Raw genomic sequence first — 21541 nt, 5'->3', positions numbered from 1 at the left:
CTCACGACTTGAACTATACATCGTGAATTTGGGCGAAAATTGTTTCGCCCCTACAGTTCGATATGTCTCCACAATTTAAAAATAATCATAAAAAAACCCGGCAGAAGCCGGGTTTTCAGGTGACGTGAACAACTTTTCACTAATTCCTTATTTGAATGTTGCCACTAGAGACAACACCCGATACGGTATAAGGAGAACCGTTATCGATCTTCAAAGAGCCGGAAGATGTACTTTCTCCCACTCTCAAATTTCCACTAGAAGTTTTTAAATCAAAGTTGAAATCATCCAAATTTGAGTTTGTTCTAATCGATATATTTCCTGAGGAACTTTCCAAAATAGTCTTAGCTCCTAAATAAGAACTCTCTACTGTACAATTGCCAGAGGAAACCTTCAATTTTCCTAATTCCCGAATTCCATTTAAGGAAATATTCCCTGAGTTTAAAGAGCTATTTACCTTACCGTCAATGTTGGAGAAAGTAAACTTTCCGCTTGAGCCTACAGCATCTATATTTCCTTTTAAATTCGATACAGAAGCATTTCCAGAAGAAATCTTAAGCGCAAGATCTCCAGTCAGATTAGAGGCCTTAATATTCCCAGAACCTAATTCCAAGTCAATAATTTCAGCGCTAATATTAGTCAATTCCAGATTTCCAGAACCTCCATCAAAGTCAAATTTATTTAAGATCAGGTTATGAATTTGGCTATTTCCTGAACCGGATTTAAAATCAATCTCCATTCTCGCTGGGCCTTTCAAACTGATTTCACCTCGGCTGTTTGTAGATCCACCGCCACTACTTTTCAATTCAATAATCAGCTTCCCTTGCTCTTCCCTATACTCTATTTGGAATCTTCCAGGTCTGTTTGATTCTAGAGACCCTACTAATTCTACCAAGTCGAGATTTTCATCCCCTTGATAACTTACATCTAGGAATCCAGCGTCAATTTCTATTACAGAAATATCGGTAAATTCAGTATCGACTGACTGAACCAATTCAAGGTTAGTATCACATGATGTCAATGATGCAAAAATCAATGGAAACATGATTAATGCTGATAATTGAAATTTAATTTGTTCTAATTTCATAAACAGGTAGTGTTTCAAAATAAACTGTTGATTTATAATATTAACTAGTCTGCTTGCATACTAATGTACGCCAATTTAAAACCCTATGTTCCCCTATTGATTATTCCTTGATCTAGATCAATTAGTCAAATCAGCCATTAGTTCTCAACGAAGTAGAAAAACGGATACCTACTGACTTAATTTTGGAAGATTATCTTATAACCCTCCGATTTATAGGAATAAGACCAAATGGAACAAATTTTTAAATCATCTTTAGCAGATAAAGCTGTGACAACTTACCTTAGGTTTACCCTTAGTTTAATTTGCAAAAAATGATCGCAAAAACTCCAAAAGCTCCTTACTATGCGGTGATTTTCACCAATATAAGAACTGAAATAGAAGAAGGATACGCTGAAACTGCACAGGAAATGGTTCGCTTGGCGGAAGCCCAAGAAGGATATCTAGGTCATGAAAGTGTAAGAGAAGGCTTGGGCATCACAGTTAGTTACTGGTCAAATCGTGAGGCAATTCTAGCTTGGAAACAACAAACGGATCATCTCCTAGCTCAAAAGATGGGCAGGGAGAAATGGTATGAATCTTATAAAACTAGAATTTGCTTAGTTGAGCGAGATTATGAGTTTTGCGTTTAGCCTAGTGTTTTAATTTACAAGACTTAGCAACAGTCATAGATTCCAACTGAAGACATGCTTCTTCAGACTGAATAGACCAATTCAACAGTTTAAAATCACTAAAAAGAACTTTAGTCTGATTGAATACATTTGTGTAATAAATCTACTACTCAAATATGCCTCTGATTTATATCAAAAACATGGTTTGCCCACGCTGCATCGTAGCGGTGAAAGATGCACTTGATCAGAAAGAAATTGGCTTCACTTCTGTGGAATTGGGAAAAGTAAACCTAAAGGAATATCTGAGCGTCAACCAGAAGAAAAACCTTGTTAATATACTCGCAACAAAGGGTTTTGAACTACTAGAAAACCATAGTGCATCATTAATCTCCCAGATAAAAGCACTTATAGTATCTCAAATACACCATTCAGACAAACTTATCCATGTCAATTTCTCTACCTTTTTGTCACAAGAGATCGGACAGGAATACACATCGATGAGTCGCCTCTTCTCTCAAGTAGAAGGAATTACAATCGAAAAGTACATCACTCAGCAGAAAACTGAAAAAGTGAAAGAGCTTTTAATTTACGACGAATTGAGTCTTTCTGAAATTGCAGATAAACTCAATTATTCCAGTATGGCCTATCTCTCTTCACAGTTCAAAAAGGAAACTGGCATGACTCCCACTGAGTTTAAAAAGCAAGCAAAACCACATCGTAAAGGCCTTGATGAGATTTGATAGTTACGCATGTTTCCTAGCGCAAATGAGGTAGAAGCACCTTCTTTTTAATGAAATATCTACCTCATATAATTTTTTCAAACACCATTTATTAAGAATGCTTTTTAAAGCCTTTATAAAATTCGTTACTTGGGATATCAATTTAAATAACCCAAGATTCAATTGCCTTTTGCCAATACCGTTACGTTCAAAGATCTCACAACAGACCATCTGTGGGAGTCCCTTCGATCTGGAGAAAAGCCGGCTCTTGAAGCTATTTATACACTGTACATCAAGGATTTATATAGTTTTGGAATGAGCCTTCACGCTGATGAAGCGCTAGTAAAGGATTCAATTCAAGATGTTTTTATTGATCTCTGGAACTATAGAGCTAAGCTCTGCAGTGACGTAGTCGTCAAGCAATATTTATTCAAATCACTTTCTAATCGGATTCAAAAGGAATTAGGTAAAAATGCCCGAAGATCCAGTGTTCATTGGTTAACTGATCAAGAATCTTCCGTGAGTTCAATAGAAGATGAGTTGGTGAAGAATCAAGCAGAAACAGAAATCACTAGTAAGATGTACGGAGCACTTGATAAACTGCCAATTCGCCAGAAAGAAGTGCTTCAATACCTATTTTTTGAGAAGCTGAGTTATGAGGAAACTGCGAATCTTCTGGATATTAATATTCGCTCTACTTATACCCTAGCCTGGAAAGCTATCAATGCTTTAAAGAAGGCAATCACTGTGGTAGGGCTAGTTATATTTCTCTTTTAGCTTTACAGATCATCAATTCTTGCAATTTTTATTGCGAATTCCGCAATCGATTACGTTTTTTAATAACAGAACTGTAATTGTTAAAAAAAATTAAAATTTAGAAGGATAACTTTCCACTCCTCGCTCCTTAATGTACTGAATAGGCTCATTATGGATAAATCAAATTTCTCGGCAGAAGATTTCGTTTTAGACTCTGACTTCAGAGAATGGATACTGTATCCCAACAACCAAAGAAATGTTAGGTGGGAGCTTTACTTAGAAAAATACCCTGATCGCATCAAAGAGATTCAGATAGCTCGTGAGCTTGTACTGAATCTTCCAAAGATTGACCACCAAATCAAAGAAGATGAAATAGCTTCTCTATGGACTAAAATAGATGCTAAGTTAGTGGATCAAGTATCAGAAGACTCTGAAAAATCAGCGATTCCGATTAACTCACAGGCTACAATCAAGCGCTACACTAAGGAGTCCGCTCAAAGAAAATTCAATTACCATCTGCTAAAAATCGCTGCTATAATTCTATTGGCGGCATTGCTTGGCTTTCTTTACTACTCACTGCCTGAAAGAGAGATACCTCAAGAAATCAATTGGCTTACCTACAGCACCAAACCAGGCGTAAAATCTTCAGTTACTCTGAGTGATGGATCAGTAGTGAAGTTAAATGCAGGAAGTAGCATTAGATATGTACAAAATTTCGTGGGGGGAACTCGTGAGATATTTTTGGACGGAGAGGCATTTTTTGAAGTAGCCCACGATACGCTTAAGCCATTCATAGTACACACCCAAGATATCACTACCAAGGCGCTCGGAACCTCTTTTAATATAAAGGCAAATGATTCAGAGAAAATCGAAATTTCTCTGATCACCGGTAAGGTAGAGGTCAAATCACAGGAAGTTCAGGAATTCATTGACTTCCTCATTCCAGGTGAGCAAGTTATCACTTTTGCAAAGGGAAATTCTTGGGAAAAGGACGTTTTCGATGAAGAGAACGTGATCGCGTGGATGAATCAAACCATCATTTTTGACGACACTCCTCTACCGGAAGCTATTAAGATCCTAGAAAACTGGTTCGGTGTAACTATCACAGTAAACCAATTTAAAGATCAAAATCTGACCCTTTCAGGGAAATTTAAAGGTGAGACACTAAAGAATATTTTAGAAGGATTGAGCTATACAGCTCGATTCAAGTATGAGATAGAAGGCAAAGAAATTCAAATAAATTTTAAACAATAACCCCCTCTTATGTATGAACCAAAAACCTATTAATGAAAAAGTGAAAACGACTGAAGATGCGTAAACATCTCCAGTCTGAGGTTTCTGAATGCTTCGTCAAAAGCACTCGGGATTTTAAGAATAAACCATACCAAGTAGTTTAAACCAATTGAAAGTTATGAAAAATGACGTACGGTTACACGTATTAACTGTTTCTAAGAGATTTTTCCACATAATCTTAGTGCAGTGCCTTACCATGACTGTCCTCTTTGCCGCGACCGGCAGGATCCAGGACAAAAGAATGGACGAGGTTCAAGTAAACATGCATTTAAAAAATGTATCTGTAGAAGACGCTTTTCAGAAAATAGAAGCGGCTACAGGATTTAATTTTGTCTTTACCAATAAGGAGATCAAAGGAATTCCTCATGTCCAAATGGACATCAACACAAACGTCTTTGATGCATTGGTAGAAATGTCCAGACAGACCAAACTGGAGTTTAAGCAGATCAATCAGAACATCATGGTGAGAAAAAGAGCCGTGTATGTACCTGAAACAGCTGTAACTATCGAGGAAGCAGCGGCAATCACTGTATCAGGTGTAGTAATCGATGAAACGAACATCCCACTTCCAGGTGTGACGGTGATCGAAAAAGGTACTACTAATGGAACTGTCACTGATATTGATGGCAAGTTTAACCTTGAAGTAACTTCAGGATCTTCCATTCTTACTTTTTCATTCATAGGAATGGAAAGTGTAGAAATGGTAGTGGGTGAAAGAAGAACCTTCAATATCACCATGATGGACGATGTACAGTCTCTAAATGAAGTGGTCGTGATCGGTTACGGTACTCAGAAGAAAAAAGAAATCACTTCTGCAGTAGTTAATGTATCCAGCGAAGACTTTATCCAAGGCGGTATGCGTTCGCCAATGGAATTGATCCAAGGTAAAGTAGCAGGTCTGAACATAGTAAGGACTCAAGGCAATAATCCTAACGGCCCAACAAATATCCAATTGAGAGGTATTAGTTCTGTGAAAGGTACTACAGAGCCATTGATCGTAATCGATGGTATTCCTGGTGGTAGCCTAGATCTATTGCAGCAGGATGATATTGCTACTTTTGATGTGTTGAAAGACGGTTCAGCAGCTGCTATCTACGGTACTCGAGGTAATGCAGGTGTGATTTTGATCACTACCAAAAAAGGTAAATCTGGTCAGTCTAGATTTGACTACTCTACTTACGTGCAAAGAGAGTATGTAGATAAAAGACCTAACAATCTTACTGCTACTCAATACAGAGACTTGATCGACCAAGGACTTATTGGCGAAGGAAATGATTTAGGTTCGGATACAGATCTATATCAGGAATTGATCAATAAGGATAACCTAAGTCAGTACCACAACTTCGCAGCCTCAGGTGGTGGAGAAAACACTACTTATAGAACTTCTTTCTTTTTCAATGATGCTCAAGGAATTGCTGTAGAAAATAGCAGAAAGCAGTATGGTGGTAGAATGAGTTTCACTCAGACTGGTCTAAACGATAGACTTACCATGGCTTCTAATTTGGCAACTACTTTCAGCAAAGCGAATCTGCTAGGTGGTAATACAGGTGATTTCGAGCAAGCTATCCAGAGAAACCCTACAGCTCCTATCTTCAATCCTGATGGAACATTTGTAGAAACTGAAGCTTACAACAACTACAATCCGCTTTCTAGATATGCCAACAGAATCTCTGAAAGAGATCAAATGAACCTTTCTGGCGACGTGAGATTGACTTTGGAAATTATGGAAGGCTTGACTGCATCTGCATTTGGAGCTCATCAGCGAGTATCCAATAACCAAAGATATTACCAGTCAAAAGAAGACTTTGCTAACAGAGAGTCTTCTGAATTTAGAGGAACAGGTTATGCTTCAAAAAGCAATTATGTAAGCTGGAATAACACCTTCGAAGCTACTGTGAACTATAAGAAAATGTTCAACATGGATCACTCTCTTGATGTGATCGCAGGATATAGCTACCAGTATTTCACTACAGAGAGTTTTAATGTAAATAACTCTGGTTTCACGACTGATGGATTCCTTGATTGGAACTTAGGTGCAGGATCTGCTATCAATAATACACTATTGCCTAGACCAGGAATGGGAAGCTTCAAGGACGACAATACCTTGATCGCATTTTTCGGTAGAGCAAGTTATTCTTACAAAGACAAGTATTTCGGTCAAGCAACGCTTAGAAGAGAAGGATCTTCCAAATTCGGAGCTAACAACAAATGGGGTAATTTCCCAGCTGTTTCCGTAGGATGGGCTCTTTCAGAAGAAGGATTCTTAAGCTCAAGTGAGGTTGTAAACAACTTGAAAATGCGTTTGGGTTATGGTGTAACGGGTAACCAAGGAATTGGCAACTACCTTTCATTGGTGACATTAGGTACTGGGGGAGTTTATCCTCAGGAGGGCATTTACTACCAAACTTACGGCGCATCTAGAAATCCAAATCCTGACTTGAAATGGGAAAAGAAAAAAGAATGGAACCTAGGTTTTGACTTCACTCTTTTCAATAACAAGCTAACTGGTTCATTGGATCTTTACGATAGAAAAACTGTCGATTTGCTATATGATTACACGGCTCAACAGCCTCCTTTCGTAAAAAGCAGCTTGTTAACCAACGTAGGAAGTATCAGCAACAAGGGTATTGAATTATACTTGTCATCTAGAATCATTGACAAAAATGATTTCTCTTGGACAGTAGATTTGACTGCAAATACCCAGAGAAACAAACTTAGCTCACTTTCTAATGAAACCTTCACGATCTCTTGGATCGAAGATGGAGGACTTCCTAGCCCAGGTAATTTGGGTAATGCGATCCGAGTAGAAGAAGGCGGAGTAATCGGTAACTTCTACGGTAAGCGTTTTGCAGGTTTTACTGAAGATGGCAAATGGCAGTTTTACAAAGCTGACGGAACTATCGGAGGAGCAGGTGATATGACTTCAGAAGATTTGACCGTCATTGGTAATGGTGTACCAAAGTACATGGCTTCCTTGAACAACACCTTTAGATACAAAGGTTTTGATTTGACCGTCTTCTTCAGAGGTAAATTTGGCTTTGATATCCTCAACACAAAGGACTTATACTTCGGTAATAAAAGATGGTTGCCAAACAACCTACTTGAAAGCGCAATCACTGAGCACGCTCAGTTAGACGATGATCCTCAATTTTCTGACTACTACATCGAAAAGGGCTCCTTTGTAAAGCTTGACAACTTGACGTTGGGTTACAACTTCAAAGTTGGTGGTAAGTATGTAAGAAACCTCAGAGTGTATGGCTCAGGACGTAACCTAATGACTATCACTGGTTATTCAGGAATCGATCCAGAACTTCAGGATGTAGGCTTTAACACCGGCATCGATGGTAGAGGCTTCTATCCAAGAACAAAAAGCTTCACACTAGGTCTACAAGTTGGATTTTAACTAAGAAAAAATCATGAGAAAATATTTCAATAAAATTACTGCCGTTTTAACTCCAGTTGCGCTCTTGGCTACAGTCTCTTGCGTGGATTTGGATGAGACGATCTACAGTGAATTATCAAAGGATAATTTCTACAACAACAAAGTAGAAATCATGCAGGGTGTGTTGAGACCATTCACTCACATGCAAGCTTGGCTCGCTCCTACCGGTCAAAATGGCTTTTATTTCCATAGTGAATCATCTGCTGATCAGATCGCATGGCCACAGAAAGGTCGTCATGGTTATGATGGTGGAGATCACGTAAGATTGCATCGTCATGAATGGACCGATCAGGAACCACGCTTAAGAAATGCTTGGGCATTGATGTGGGAAGGTCTTGGCTATGTGAATGCTGTACTTGAAGATTTGGAAAGCGTAGATTATATAGCTGCAGGCCTTACGGATGCAGAGATGGAATCCATCCTCTCAGAAGTTCGTGTGATGCGTTCTTACCACTACATGCGAATCATGGATATGTGGGGAAATGTACCTATAGTAACAACTGTTGGTACTCCGCTCAATCCTGAAAACAGTACAAGAGCTGAAGTTTTTGCTTTTGTAAAAGAAGAGCTAGAGGCAAACGTGGAAAAACTTCAACCTCTTTCTCAGGAATTGGTAGGTCGTGTTTCCAAAGCTGCAGGTTATGCGATGCTTTCAGAACTATACCTAAATGCTGAAGTATGGGCAGGAACGCCTATGTATGATGAATCGATTAAATATTCGGATAAAGTGATCAATGGTGAAGGTGGAAGTCTTACTGGAAACATGAGCCTTGACCCAAGTATTCTAGGTCCATTCAGCAATCAGAATCAATTATCTTCTGAAAACATCTTCCAGTTTGCATTTAGCCGTAAGGGAGGATTTTCTTTCGGATGGGGTGGTTTCTTCTCAGGCTATGGCAATATGTCTAGAGCACTGGACGTAACTTACAGTGGATGGAATGCTTTCGTGGTAACACCAAATGCTTTTGACGCATACTCAGAAAATGATCTTAGAAAGAAAGAATGGTTCCTGTTCGGTCCTCAGACTGATTACAACACAGGAGAGCCTATCTTGGGTACTGAAGAGTACGACGGTCAGCCTTTGATTTATGTCAACAACATCCGTAGAAACTCAGAAGGTGCTACTGGTGTAGGTTCAATGACAGAAGGTGAAGAAAACTCTGGAGCTAGATTCCATAAATATCGTTCTGGAATCTCAGATGATCCTAACTATCAGGAAAATGACTATGTTATCTATAGACTGACAGAGATTTACTTCAACAAAGCAGAAGCAATCATGAGAAAAAATAGTGGAGCTGCCAATGCTGAAGCTGTTGAACTAATCAATGCATCAAGAAAAAGATCATTCAACGATGCAGATTGGACTACAGCTGCCTATACTACTGGCACACTTACTATGGACGAATTGCTTGCCGAAAGAGGAAGAGAGTTTATATTTGAAGGTAAAAGAAGAACTGACTTGATCAGATTTGGCAAATTTAACACTGGTACTTGGTGGGATCATAGCCCATCTGACCCTACCAGAGCTTTATTCCCTATTCCTCACGTTCAGATTTCTTTGAATCCTAACTTGACTCAGAATCCAGGATATTAAGTTGAAACGTATCCTATAGAATCAAGAAGTTTTGTGGGGAAGCGGTTTAAGCTTTCCTGCAAAACTTCTTCTTTTGTAAACACTATTGTAACCTATTTGTAATTATTAATCCCCCAATTTCACATGATTTTGAAAAAACATGTTTGCTTGCTGACCGCTGCTCTGGCTATACAGATCGGTACGATACAAGCGCAGCAAAATCCTGTTAAGCTCAACCTAGGTTCCTTCGAAGGAAACAAAGGTAGCTGGACAGAAGTGGGAAAGGTCTGGGCAAACCCAGTCATTCCTAATGAGCTTCAATCTGCCAGTGGCGCTGGCATCATGGCTAATCTTCCAACCAAGAAAACCCATGGAGCAGATATTATTTCTACAGATAAATTCGGAGATGTAGATCTTTCTTTGGAGTACATGGTTGCTCCAGGATCTAATTCCGGAGTTTACCTTCAAGGAAACTATGAAATTCAAATCCTAGATAGCTGGACTACTACCAACACCAAACCTGGTGATAATGGCGGAATCTATCAGCGCTGGGATGAGAGCAAGCCTGATGGCCAAAAAGGCTACCAAGGTTATGCTCCACGTCAAAATGCAAGCAAAGCACCTGGTGTTTGGCAAAAGCTGGAGGTATCTTTCCAAGCAGCAAAATTTGACGCTTCAGGGAACAAAATCGAAAATGCTCGATTCCTTTTCATAAAACTTAATGGAGTAACAATTCACGAAAATGTGGAAGTTTTCGGCCCTACCCGTGGCGCAATGTCAGGTAAAGATGTAGCCGAAGGCCCACTAAGAATTCAAGGGGATCATGGTGCTGTGGCTTTCAGAAATATCGAAATCACTCCATTCAATGCCAAGACTCCTACTGTTTCTAAAGTAAGCTATGAAACATTCCAAGGTTCATTCAATAACCTTGAAGAGCTAGCAGGCAAGTCGTCTGTAGCTAAAGGAAGCGTTGCTTCCTTATCAGAAGTTCCTGCTTCCGTATCTGATGTCAATTTGACTAAATACACAGCGAACTTAAATGTTGCTGAAGCTGGTGAATATCAAATCACACTTCAAGTACCAGGTGGATTAGCTGGTTTCGCTACTGGTAGTGAAAGCATTTCCAATCTTACTGATAGAGGTGTTAGAGTCAATAAGCAATTGAAAGCTGGGGACAATCCAATCCAGATCATTGCTTCCAAAAACAGAAATTGGTCTGTCGATGGATTCAATTTGGCCATTTCAGGCCCAGGACTTAGAAGCACAAACCTTCTTGTTTCTGAAGCTGGTGCTTCCCAAGATACCGATCCGATTCTAGTAGATGCTGACGAAACTCCAGTTTTGCGCAGCTTCCGAGACTATCCTGGATCAAAAAGATTGAGTCACGTAGTATCCGTTGCCAGCAAAGAGCAGGTGAACTACGCATACGATATGGAAACTGGTACTCTGATCCAAGTATGGAGAGGCTTGTTTTTGGACGCTACTCCTATGTGGAATAGCCGTGGAAATGGAGTCTCCATCCCGCGAGGTGCAGTCATTAACTTAAGTAATCCGGCAGTGAATGCGGTAAGCAGCGATTACAGTGCTTCAAAAGAATTCAGAACAAAAGGTTACCAGTTAAAGAACGGTTCTGAAGATATTATCTTCTCCTACCTACTCAATGGTGAATCAGTTAAGGATGAAATCAAAGTATTGGAAACAGGCAAAGGAATCAATAGATCTGTTTCTGGTATAGGCAATGGCTTTTACAAAGTAGCTGCTGGCACTGAGATTCAAAAGATCAACAAAGGCTATTATTTACTGCCAGAAACTGGTTTGTACCTGGAATACGATGAGTCTACATACGGTGCTCCAGTAGCACATACTACAGATGGCAATGCCGGTATTTTCTTGCCTGCAAAGGGAAACATCGTTTACAATCTTCTCTTTTAATCCAAGGACAGCGCAAAGATGAAAACACTATTTAAGAACAAATTCACAAAAATTGCCTTTGGACTAGCAGCTGTAATTCAGCTCATGCCTGGGCAAGTTGATGCACAGGAATCTCCGAAAGAAGAGGATTTCTTTAAAATAATGCGAGTTACAGCTCCAGAAGGCACCCTTCTGGAAGTTGGTGGAATGACCATGTTGCCAAATGGCGATCTAGGTGTAGCCACTCGTAGAGGTGATGTATTTATCGTAGAAAACCCAACTAGCTCTAAGCCTTTCTTCAGAAAGTTTGCTTCAGGACTTCACGAGATTCTTGGTCTTCACTACGAAGATGGAGCATTCTATATGGCTCAAAGAGGTGAGCTCACCAAGTTGGTTGATACAGATCAAGATGGTACTGCTGATTTATATGAGACAGTATACGCTTGGCCGATTTCTGCACATTACCACGAGTATAGCTTTGGCCCTAAAGTAGGTCCTGATGGCTCTTTCTTCGTATCTGCCAACGTAGCTTTTGGTGATCAGGAATGGTGGAGAGGCGAAAGCCGTGTACCAATGAGAGGTTGGATCATGAAGATCAGCCGTGATGGAAATATGGAGCCTTATGCCACTGGAATGAGATCTCCAGCTGGTTTGGGTATGCTTGGAGACAAGTTAGTATATACGGAAAACCAAGGTGATTACATGGGTTCAGGTGGACTTTGGTTCATCGACAAAGGTGATTTCACAGGTCACCCAGCAGGTTTGGCTTGGACTGGACTTCCTAACTCTCCTTTGAAATTGACTGCTGAGGAATTCAACAAAGTCGTTGATCCACAAAAGACACCTAATGGAACCGGCGGCTTTCAAAAGCCAGAGAACGTAATGGATGCTCCATACATCACCATGGCGCAAGCGAAAGAAAAACTTCCAGATTTGAAACTTCCGGCAGTTTGGTTACCTCATGGTATTCAAGGTATTTCCAACTCTGAGCCTATCGTGATTCCAGAAGGAAACTTTGGTCCTTTTGGAGGTCAAGTCCTAGTTGGCGACCAAGGTCAAAGTAAGATCATGCGTGTCATCCTTGAAGAAGTAAATGGTGTAATGCAAGGTGCTTCTATCGATTTCAGATCTGGTTTCCAATCTGGTATTTTGAGAATGGTATGGGCTCCAGACAAGTCTTTGTTTATTGGTGAGACTAACCGTGGTTGGGGTTCTGCAGGTGAAGCAAATGAAGGTTTGCAACGTCTAGTTTGGAATCATAATATACCATTCGAAATGAGAACTGTAAAAGCTCAGCCTGATGGATTCTTAATCGAATTCACTAAGCCTGTTGACAAGGCTTCTGCGGAAGATTTAACTTCTTATGCTGTAGAAAGCTTCACTTACAAGTACTTCCCAGTTTACGGAAGTCCTCCTGTTGACATCAAAACCTTGAAAGTGCTAGGTGTGGAAGTTGCAGAAGATGGTATGTCTGCGAGAATTGCAGTGGAAGGTCTGAGAGAAGACTTTGTTCACAAGCTTAGCCTCAATGGTATTCGTGCTGTAGATGGAAGCTTTTCTATTGTACACCCGGATGCTTATTATACGTTGCATAACATTCCTTCAGGTGCCAAAATGGTGATCAAAACTCCTCCAGCTCCAGAGCCCGCTAAGCAAATAGCAGCAACCAAAATTGTTCCTGCAAAGACTGCTAAAGTTGCTTCTGCAGTTCCTACAGAAGTAGAGATCAAAGCTATCTTGGCAAAAAACACCTGTTCTGCTTGCCACATGAAAGACAAAAAGGTTATTGGCCCAGCCTATCAAGATGTAGCTAAAAGAAGATATTCTGACGAAAAAATCGTTGAATTGATCTATAATCCTCAGCCTCAAAACTGGCCTGATTATCCTACTGAAATGCCTCCAATGGCTCAGGTATCGAAAGAAGATGCAATGAAAATCGCTAAGTGGATTAATTCTTTGAGATAAAAATAGTTCATGGCTTATTGACCATAGATTTTTAGAAAGGCTTAGCGATTTGATTCGCTAAGCCTTTTTTTATGAATTAGCCACAATGGGCACGAAGGTTCACAAGGGCGTGAATTAGAAATTAATCCCTTGATTCAAGCCCACTTGGTGTCGGATAGACCTCCTGACTTGGCCCACATTAGAATGCAGGTTTCAGAACGCTACTAGTTTAATTATTCGTACTGGATCACAAAAAACCCTTCAATTGTGCACCTTTTAAGAGCTTTTGCAGTTAAAGCCAATAAGTTCATCCCCTAGTTTTTACGGCTCACTATGCTAAAGTTTTTATTTAAAACATTGAAAATCATTATGCTTACCCTCCTATCCATTGTACTGATTCTCATAGTCCTAGTCGTGCTTTTTGTGAATTTCAGTCCAGAATTTGGTGGCAATCAATCCAAACAGAAATTAGCTGAATTTGAAAAACTGGATTATTTCGAGGACGGTAAATTCAGTAACCTCATGCCAACCAATATGGACATGGATTTCTCTGAGGCTATCAAGATGCTTCCTGAGTTTTTCAAAAACGACCCAAGCAGAAGGCCTGATTTTGATTTGCCTATTACGCACAGAGATTCACTTGAATTGGTTACAAAAGATCAGCCTACCCGCTTGGTTTGGTTTGGACACTCTACTTTTCTGCTTCAAATCGATGGAAAGACAATTCTTATCGATCCTATGTTTGGTGAAGTGCCAGCTCCAAATCCACTTTTAGGCAAAAAGCGCTATAGCAAGGAACTTCCTATTGAGGTAGAAAAACTTCCACAAATCGACATGATCATCATGTCTCACGATCACTACGATCACTTGGATTATGGATCCATTCAGAAGTTGAAGGATAAAACGAAGGCTTTTTACATGCCTCTGGGTATGGGAGCACATTTCGAAGAATGGGGAGTAGACTCTTCCAAAATAAATGAATTGGGTTGGTGGGATGAAATCCAAGCAGATGGATTACTCCTAGCGCTTACGCCCGCGCGTCATTTCTCAGGGCGAGGTCTTAACGATCGCTTTGCTACACTTTGGGGTTCCTGGGTAATACGTGGTGAAAGTGACAACATCTACTTCAGTGGAGACAGTGGCTATGGACCACACTTCAAGCAAATCGGCGAAAAGTACGGACCGTTCAATTTTGCAATGATGGAATGTGGACAGTACAATGAGCGCTGGACGGATATACACATGATACCTGAGGAAACTGCGCAGGCAGCAAAAGATATTAAAGCAAAAGTATTTATGCCGATACATTGGGCAGCATTTACACTAGCCATGCATTCTTGGAGAGATCCAGTGGAAAGAGTACTAGCTAAGGCAAATGAAATCAATCAGCCTATCTATGTCCCGGAAATCGGGGAATTCATAGAATTGGATAAAAATTTGATAACCACACACAAATGGTGGTTGGAACCTTCAACCTCTTCTAAGCAAATGGTTTCCAAGTAATAGATAGCAAGATTTCATTCATTGACCACAACTTTTCCTGTTCAATGTTGAAATTGTAGTGAAATCAACTTTTAGGAATGGGAAAGTTTTGAGGCATTTTTCCTAATTTGACATTCCAAAATAAAACGTAAAACAACCTAAAAAACCTATGCCCCAGACTATCACAGCAGCAATCGTGGGAACCGGATTTATCGGACCGGCTCATTTAGAAGCACTAAGAAGAATTCCTAATATCCTGGTGACAGGCCTTGTAGAAGTAAATCAGGAGGTGGCAGATGCCAAAGCAGCAGAGCTTGGAATCCCAAATGCCTACACTTTTGATAACATGTTGAAAGATGAAAGCATCAACGTAGTCCATATATGCACGCCTAATTTCCTTCATTTTCCGCAGGCAAAAGCCTGTATGCTAGCTGGAAAGCACGTGGTTTGTGAGAAGCCCTTGTCAGTCACTGTTGAGGAAGCAGAAGAACTTGTAGCCCTAGCAAAAGAAACTGGTTTGATCAATGCAGTTCACTTCAATCTTCGATACTATCCAATGGTTCGCCAGATGAAAGTAATGCGTGAAAAAGGTGAATTGGGAGAAGTTTACTCGGTGATGGGTTCTTACCTTCAGGATTGGCTATTCTTCAAAACTGACTACAGCTGGAGATTGGATCCAAAGCAATCTGGAGGCTCAAGAGCGGTTGCAGATATAGGCTCACACCTGTTGGACATGACAGAATATGTTACTGGTTTGAAAATCACTGCGGTGATGGCTGATTTCTCAACAGTATATCCTAAGCGTTTGAAGCCGTTGAAAGCCGTTGAATCTTTCTCTGGAAAAGCACTCGACCCTTCAGATTACCAAGAATATGATGTGACTTCTGAGGATTATGCCACTATCCTTCTTCGATTTGACAATGGACGTACTGGTTCTATTACTGTTAGTCAAATCAACGCAGGACGTAAAAATCGTCTGAACATTGAGGTGTCTGGTTCTAAGTCCAGCTTTGAATTCAATGCTGAGAAGCCTAACGAACTTTGGATTGGTAAGAGAGAAACTGCCAATTCTATCTTGATGAAAGACCCTGCTCTAGTGGATGAAGGAGCTCGCTCTTTGGTAAGCTTCCCAGGAGGTCACCAAGAAGGCTTCCCTGACACATCTAAGCAGCTTTTCAAAGAAGTATATGCAGCAGTGAGAGAAGGCAAGCAGCCTGAGTCTCCTACATTCCCGACATTCGCTGACGGCTTGAGAGAGTTGATTATCGGTGATGCAATCGTGGAAAGTAATGCCAACGAAGCTTGGGTGAAGATATAGGAAAAGACATGAGACAGAAGACGGGAGACAGCAGTAGCGAAGTTCTTGGCACCTTAACCTATTGAAAAACATCCGTCATTCTAATCGTACAAGTTGTGTGTCAGCTCGAACGGAGTCGAGATCCTTCGATTTCGTTCAGTCTGACAGGCAATAGAATTTACCTTGGATCTCTAAACTAGATATTCAATTCTAGTAACCTTTTGATAGAAATGTCAGTTTGGAGACTAAAGGAATTAATTAATTTCTTTATTTTTCCTATCTAACAATAAAAACTAACGACAATGAATTTCAAAAAGAGTTTACTAGCAACTGCCCTACTTGCCTTTATTGGACTTGCGGCGTTTGCTCAAGAGAAAGCTAGCCCGGCCAAAACTGCAGAAGGAATGGTAGGCGATGCGAAAGTTACTATCAATTATTCCTCTCCTGCGGTAAAAGGCCGTATGATCTGGGGTGATTTGGTTCCTCTAGGAGAAGTATGGAGAGCTGGCGCAAATGAAGCGACTACTTTCACTACTACTAAGGACATCATGGTAGAAGGTAAAAAACTAGCAGCTGGCACTTACAGTTTCTTTGTGATCCCAGGTGAGGCTTCTTCTACTTTTATTTTCAACAAAGTTGCCAAGCAATGGGGAGCATTTGACTACAGCTCAGCAGAAGATGCGTTGAGAGTTACAGTTCCTTCTGGACAGACTTCTTCTATGGAAGAGCGTCTAGTGTATGAGGTAAAACCTTCCAGCTTCGAGATAAGATGGGAATATGGAAAAGCTTCAGCTAAGTTAGGTTCATAAGAATCCAATTTATTAGAATTTGAAACCACGGGAAACTTCTCGTGGTTTTTTTGTGTCCAGAATTTATCCTTAAAGCATCTTTTCTATATCCAACTTGCCAAAAATTGAGGAGAACTTCCGAATTGGATATTTATTGTTACCTCTCTATCAACGATAGATACATGTGTAATTCATTAATGGCTTTCTTTTAAAGCGTATTACTTCATATTTTGCTTTATTCTTTTAGTAAGCTTTAAGAGTTCAAACCAACTGGTAGAAATAAATCCAATGCCAATGCAGATTACTAGTTGCGTAAGAGTCAGCGTTTCAAACTTGAAAAAAGTGGTCAAAGGAGTAACATAAAGAATCAAACCTACAATGGCGATGGTTATAAAGACTATATACAAGACCAAATTATTCTTGTACCGCAAGGTGGTAAGTATGGAATAATAGAACGAGCGATTTATAAGTGTAAGAAAAATATTCGCCACTATTAAAACAGTAAATGTCATGGTTCTGGTCAAGGCCTCATCGTAACCGGAATTGACAGCATATTGATACACAAATAAAGTCCCGGCAGTGATCACCAATCCTTGTAGAATACTAATTGACAGCTCTTTCCAATTAAAGAAAGTAGTTGTCAAAGCCTTAGGCTTCTGCGACATCGTGTTCTTTTCCATTGGTTCATTTTCATAAATTATGGAACAGGTAGGTCCCATTATTATCTCTAAAAAGATAATATGTATAGGTGAAAAAATATTTGGATAAATCCATCCTAAAGCCAACGGAATGAACACGGTGAGTATTATAGGAATATGTATGGATATAATGTATTGAATCGCTTTTTTGAGATTGGTATATATTTTTCTTCCCATTGCTATAGCATCTACCATTTTGGATAAATCATCTTCCAAAAGGATCAAAGACGCAGCTTGTTTAGCTATTTCAGTTCCTTTTTTACCCATTGCAATACCAATATGAGCGGCTTTTAAGGCTGGTCCATCATTGACCCCATCTCCTGTCATAGCCACTATTTGCTGATTTGCTTTTAAGGCATTAATAATTTTCAATTTTGCGTCGGGAAACATCCGCGTGAAAATACTTGTCTCCATCACGCAGGATTGCAATTCATCCTCAGTCAACTGCATTAATTCATCACCAGAGATGTTTTTTTCGTAACCTAAAAACCCAATTTTCTTAGCTATTGCTGTGGTAGTAGCAGCATTATCTCCTGTTATGATTTTAACTTCAATTCCTGCTTTATAAAAATCTTCCAGTACGTTTCCAATATTCTTTTTTGGAGGATCGTAAAAAGCAACAATGCCTTTAAATTCAAAGCTAAATTCTTGCTGAGCAGAAGGGTAATTATCCGTACCAAACTGAGTCACCCCTACTCCTAGCACTCTAAATCCATCTGTAGCCAAGGCTTGAATAGCATCTTCTATTTGTCGCTTTTCATTCACCGATAGATTCGACACGTTCATCAATGCTTCAGGTGCCCCTTTAGCAGCTATAATCCGCTTGCCTTCCGAGTTTTCAAAGACATGAGTCATCATAGGCGGTTTTCCGCCAAGCGGGTATTCATGTACAAGACTAAAATCAGGACGTAGGTCTTGCATGGCACTATCGCTATACGCCTGATGTAGAGCGATCTCCATCGGATCAAAGGGAATAGGCTCACTTGCCCACATAGCCAATTCTATTAAAAGTTTTTCATTCTCGCTTAACTGGTCGTTTGGTTCATAGATTTTATTGGAAGAAAGCAAAAAGAGCTTTGCTAGACTCATCCTATTTTCGGTGATCGTACCTGTTTTATCTGTACAAATGACTGTAGCGCTGCCTAAGGTTTCTACGGTCTTCATTTGTTTTACCACTATGCCCATTTTCAACAGTCTCCATGCGCCAAGCGCCATGAAAGTGGTAAAAGCAACTGGTATTTCTTCAGGCAAAATACTCATGGCTAGTGTGAGCGACTGGAGCAAACTATTCAATAAGTCTCGAGATTGCCAGTAATTAATAGCCCAAACAATTACAAAAACTACAGCTCCAGCTATTGCCATCTTCTTTACAAAATTCGCAATCTGACTTTCCAGTGGTGTTTTTTCCTCAGTGATACTTTCTAGACTTGTTCCTATTTTCCCGAGTTTAGTATCCTTACCGATACCTGTAATCATCGCTATAGCCAAACCACTAGCCACCGTGGTGCCACTATAGATCACATTATCTTCTAGAGACTTATCCTTAAAAACCGCAAAAGATTCTCCTGTGAGTATAGCCTCATTTACTGAGAAATCATTGGAATGAACGATGACGCCATCGGCTGTAATTGAAGTGCCTTCTTCTACTAATAGGCTATCGCCAACCACCAACTCTTCGCTTTTTATTTCTTGTACAACCCCATTCCTTATTACTTTACATGTGGGTTGAGAAAAGTCCTTCAACTTTTCTAATGCATTCTTACTTCGTGAATCCTGGTATAGTGAGATCGAGGTAATGAAGATGATAGCAACGACAAGAAAAATACCATCTCCAATGTTACCAGTGATGAAGTAGATGGAAGCGGCTACCAATAAAATAATCGACATTGGCTCCTTAAGAATGCCCTTTAATGTGTCCAAGAAGCCATTTTCCTTTTTGTAGTCTAGTTTGTTTTGCCCGTATTTCTCACGGGAAGAAGCTACTTGATCACTACTTAAACCTTGTATATCAAACTTATTCGGTGGCATTTTTATAAATAGTATTAGTCAAAAAACATAAGCAGATTTACGCTGTATGAAGTATATGAAACTCGTGCAAAGGTGATGGAAAAAACCTTTCAATATACTAACTACTATATCTCACTGAGATCGGCCTAAAATAGAAAAAGTATGAACTCAGATCCATACCTTTTCTATAATTGAGTTAGTCATTAAAGTAGCCAACCTACTAGTCAATCAAGTTGACTGAAAAGGATTAATCTCTACTCACGAGCAGCCTTAAACTCACTTCCATCGTACCATTTCGGGAAGTAATCTTCATTTGCCAATTTCATCCCTACACTGAAAAAAAGCTGTAAGTCTAATTGCACACCACTCAATTCCGTTGTTTCAGTATTGTATCCATCAGCAGGTTGGTGGTATTTATTGATGCGATAAAAATCGTTATACGCTTTTATCTCCTCCTTACTTTTATCGAACCCTTCATAAGTACCACTCGCATACAATGCAGGAATACCGATTTTGGCGAAATTGAAATGATCGGATCTGAAAAAATATCCTTTTTCAGCCTCTGGATCAGGGATAATGTATCTTCCTTGTTCCAGCGCTGCCTCCTTGGCATATATATCCATTTCAGAATGACCATATCCTGTAATCGTTAGATCTTTCATTTTCCCAGGACTGTCCAACGCATCCATATTGATATTAGCTACGGTCTTTTTAGGATCAAAAATTGGGTTTTCGGCATAAAAAGCGGATCCTAATAAACCTTGTTCTTCTCCAGTAAGAGCAATAAACACAATGGATCGCTTGGTGGCTTCTCCTTTCTTAAAAGCTTCTGCAAGAGCGAGTAATCCTGCAGTACCAGAAGCATTATCTACTGCTCCATTATAGATGGAGTCACCTTCTATTGCTTTCCCTACTCCCAAATGATCCCAATGAGCTGAGTAAATGATCACCTCATCCTTTCTGTCAGTTCCAGGAATCATTGCCACTACGTTTTTGGAAACGTCCTTTTTAATCTTGTTTTCAATAGAAACGGATACGTTCAGATCTAATGGAATTGGGTTAAAGTTTTTATCCCTAGCCAAAGCTTTGTAATCCTGACCTTTCATCGCAGATGCTGCAAACATCTTCTGAGCGCTCTCACCACTGATCCAAGATTCGACATTCAGTAGAGGCAAATCGCTAGCAATAACTAAGCGGGCACCAGTCCACCCGGATTCAATCACATTCCATCCGTACGAAGCTGGCTCAGTATCATGAATAATAATAAGTCCTGCGGCTCCTTGCCTAGCAGCTTCCTCATATTTATAAGTCCAGCGTCCGTAGTAGGTCATTTCATTTCCCTTAAACAAAGAAGAGTCCCCAGATTGAAATCCCGGATCATTTATTAAAACTACAGCTGTTTTCCCTTTCCAATCTATGCCCTCATAGTCATTCCAACCATATTCTGGAGCCACTACACCATAACCAGCAAAAACTAGCTCGGAATTCTCGAGACTAACTTCCGTCTCTACTTTATTTGTTGTTGCTACAAAGTCCTGTAAAACACCTAAATCAAAACTTCCATTTTTCCCGGAAATAACCATCGTTTCAGAAGGTGTTCCATCTATCTCTACCATGGGCACATCCTGAAAAAAGCTATCTCCATTTCCCGGCAAAAGTCCCAGTTTTTCAAATTCCTCCTTCAAATAATTCACCGTCAGGACTTCTCCTTCAGTAAACGGTTTTCTGCCAAGAAACTCATCAGAAGCGAGACGTTCAATATGCGTGGCAATGGTAGCTTGGTCCACCTGAGCCATTTCTATAGATTCGTTTGAATCATTTTCACAACTTATGCAGAGTAATAGGACTAAAAACTTTAAGTAATTCTTCATAGAAAATGGTTTAAGTAAGTTAGTATTTGGCGTCTAGGCTGAGGTCTCTTTTTCTTGTCTTTTACGGG

At 39.9% G+C, this 21541-nt stretch carries 14 protein-coding genes; 11 read left to right on the top strand and 3 right to left on the bottom strand.

The window, feature by feature from the left end:
- Positions 1–139: 139 nt before the first annotated feature.
- A complete protein-coding gene (locus tag BM291_RS12395) occupies positions 140–1084 on the bottom strand; it encodes a DUF4097 family beta strand repeat-containing protein (protein WP_092897847.1) in 945 nt (314 codons plus the stop codon).
- Between the two features lie 311 nt (positions 1085–1395).
- Here BM291_RS12395 and BM291_RS12390 point away from each other — a divergent pair, with 311 nt between their 5' ends.
- The 11 genes from BM291_RS12390 (at position 1396) to BM291_RS12340 (ending at position 16918) form a co-directional block, all read left to right on the top strand.
- Positions 1396–1713 carry an antibiotic biosynthesis monooxygenase family protein gene (locus tag BM291_RS12390; RefSeq protein WP_092897845.1) on the top strand — a complete coding sequence of 106 codons (318 nt, stop codon included), beginning with the start codon at positions 1396–1398 and terminating at the stop codon, positions 1711–1713.
- A 155-nt stretch (positions 1714–1868) separates the two neighbouring features.
- Entirely contained in the window at positions 1869–2432 is a 564-nt protein-coding gene (locus BM291_RS12385; protein WP_092897843.1) for a helix-turn-helix domain-containing protein, read from the top strand.
- A gap of 162 nt (positions 2433–2594) precedes the next feature.
- The gene (locus tag BM291_RS12380) at positions 2595–3188 is read left to right on the top strand and encodes an RNA polymerase sigma factor (RefSeq protein ID WP_175499698.1); all 594 of its coding nucleotides are present in this window, start codon (positions 2595–2597) and stop codon (positions 3186–3188) included.
- A 150-nt stretch (positions 3189–3338) separates the two neighbouring features.
- On the top strand, positions 3339–4421 hold the full coding sequence (locus BM291_RS12375) for a FecR family protein (protein WP_092897839.1): 1083 nt from the start codon (positions 3339–3341) through the stop codon (positions 4419–4421).
- A 157-nt stretch (positions 4422–4578) separates the two neighbouring features.
- Complete coding sequence (locus tag BM291_RS12370; protein ID WP_245786856.1) at positions 4579–7863, top strand: SusC/RagA family TonB-linked outer membrane protein; 3285 nt, start codon at positions 4579–4581, stop codon at positions 7861–7863.
- A 13-nt stretch (positions 7864–7876) separates the two neighbouring features.
- Positions 7877–9496, top strand: a complete 1620-nt coding sequence (locus BM291_RS12365; RefSeq protein ID WP_092897835.1) for a RagB/SusD family nutrient uptake outer membrane protein — start codon at positions 7877–7879, stop codon at positions 9494–9496.
- Positions 9497–9619: 123 nt separating this feature from the next.
- Positions 9620–11407, top strand: a complete 1788-nt coding sequence (locus BM291_RS12360) for a 3-keto-disaccharide hydrolase (RefSeq protein WP_092897833.1) — start codon at positions 9620–9622, stop codon at positions 11405–11407.
- An 18-nt stretch (positions 11408–11425) separates the two neighbouring features.
- Complete coding sequence (locus BM291_RS12355; protein WP_092897831.1) at positions 11426–13351, top strand: c-type cytochrome; 1926 nt, start codon at positions 11426–11428, stop codon at positions 13349–13351.
- A 348-nt stretch (positions 13352–13699) separates the two neighbouring features.
- Entirely contained in the window at positions 13700–14833 is a 1134-nt protein-coding gene (locus tag BM291_RS12350; RefSeq protein ID WP_175499697.1) for an MBL fold metallo-hydrolase, read from the top strand.
- Between the two features lie 148 nt (positions 14834–14981).
- Positions 14982–16130 (top strand): Gfo/Idh/MocA family protein, encoded by a 1149-nt coding sequence (locus tag BM291_RS12345; RefSeq protein WP_092897829.1) that lies wholly within the window; start codon positions 14982–14984, stop codon positions 16128–16130.
- 281 nt (positions 16131–16411) lie between these two features.
- Entirely contained in the window at positions 16412–16918 is a 507-nt protein-coding gene (locus BM291_RS12340; protein WP_092897827.1) for a DUF2911 domain-containing protein, read from the top strand.
- A gap of 197 nt (positions 16919–17115) precedes the next feature.
- Here the strand turns inward: BM291_RS12340 and BM291_RS12335 are convergent, their stop codons facing one another.
- Together BM291_RS12335 and BM291_RS12330 are read right to left on the bottom strand one after the other, a co-directional pair.
- On the bottom strand, positions 17116–19623 hold the full coding sequence (locus BM291_RS12335; protein ID WP_092897825.1) for a cation-translocating P-type ATPase: 2508 nt from the start codon (positions 19621–19623) through the stop codon (positions 17116–17118).
- Positions 19624–19856: 233 nt separating this feature from the next.
- Complete coding sequence (locus BM291_RS12330) at positions 19857–21473, bottom strand: M28 family metallopeptidase (protein ID WP_092897823.1); 1617 nt, start codon at positions 21471–21473, stop codon at positions 19857–19859.
- Between the last annotated feature and the right edge of the window lie 68 nt (positions 21474–21541).

Source organism: Algoriphagus aquimarinus, from assembly GCF_900112005.1.
Taxonomy (GTDB): domain Bacteria; phylum Bacteroidota; class Bacteroidia; order Cytophagales; family Cyclobacteriaceae; genus Algoriphagus; species Algoriphagus aquimarinus.
Note: the sequence above shows the minus strand (reverse complement) of the source record. Positions and strands in the feature narration are given on the sequence as shown.

What these genes read in the sequence shown, in the direction of transcription:
- BM291_RS12395 (WP_092897847.1), bottom strand. Translation starts at nt 1,084, where the DNA reads ATGAAATTAGAACAAATTAAATTTCAATTATCAGCATTAATCATGTTT.
- BM291_RS12390 (WP_092897845.1), top strand. Translation starts at nt 1,396, where the DNA reads ATGATCGCAAAAACTCCAAAAGCTCCTTACTATGCGGTGATTTTCACC.
- BM291_RS12385 (WP_092897843.1), top strand. Translation starts at nt 1,869, where the DNA reads ATGCCTCTGATTTATATCAAAAACATGGTTTGCCCACGCTGCATCGTA.
- BM291_RS12375 (WP_092897839.1), top strand. Translation starts at nt 3,339, where the DNA reads ATGGATAAATCAAATTTCTCGGCAGAAGATTTCGTTTTAGACTCTGAC.
- BM291_RS12370 (WP_245786856.1), top strand. Translation starts at nt 4,579, where the DNA reads ATGAAAAATGACGTACGGTTACACGTATTAACTGTTTCTAAGAGATTT.
- BM291_RS12365 (WP_092897835.1), top strand. Translation starts at nt 7,877, where the DNA reads ATGAGAAAATATTTCAATAAAATTACTGCCGTTTTAACTCCAGTTGCG.
- BM291_RS12360 (WP_092897833.1), top strand. Translation starts at nt 9,620, where the DNA reads ATGATTTTGAAAAAACATGTTTGCTTGCTGACCGCTGCTCTGGCTATA.
- BM291_RS12355 (WP_092897831.1), top strand. Translation starts at nt 11,426, where the DNA reads ATGAAAACACTATTTAAGAACAAATTCACAAAAATTGCCTTTGGACTA.
- BM291_RS12350 (WP_175499697.1), top strand. Translation starts at nt 13,700, where the DNA reads ATGCTTACCCTCCTATCCATTGTACTGATTCTCATAGTCCTAGTCGTG.
- BM291_RS12345 (WP_092897829.1), top strand. Translation starts at nt 14,982, where the DNA reads ATGCCCCAGACTATCACAGCAGCAATCGTGGGAACCGGATTTATCGGA.
- BM291_RS12340 (WP_092897827.1), top strand. Translation starts at nt 16,412, where the DNA reads ATGAATTTCAAAAAGAGTTTACTAGCAACTGCCCTACTTGCCTTTATT.
- BM291_RS12335 (WP_092897825.1), bottom strand. Translation starts at nt 19,623, where the DNA reads ATGCCACCGAATAAGTTTGATATACAAGGTTTAAGTAGTGATCAAGTA.
- BM291_RS12330 (WP_092897823.1), bottom strand. Translation starts at nt 21,473, where the DNA reads ATGAAGAATTACTTAAAGTTTTTAGTCCTATTACTCTGCATAAGTTGT.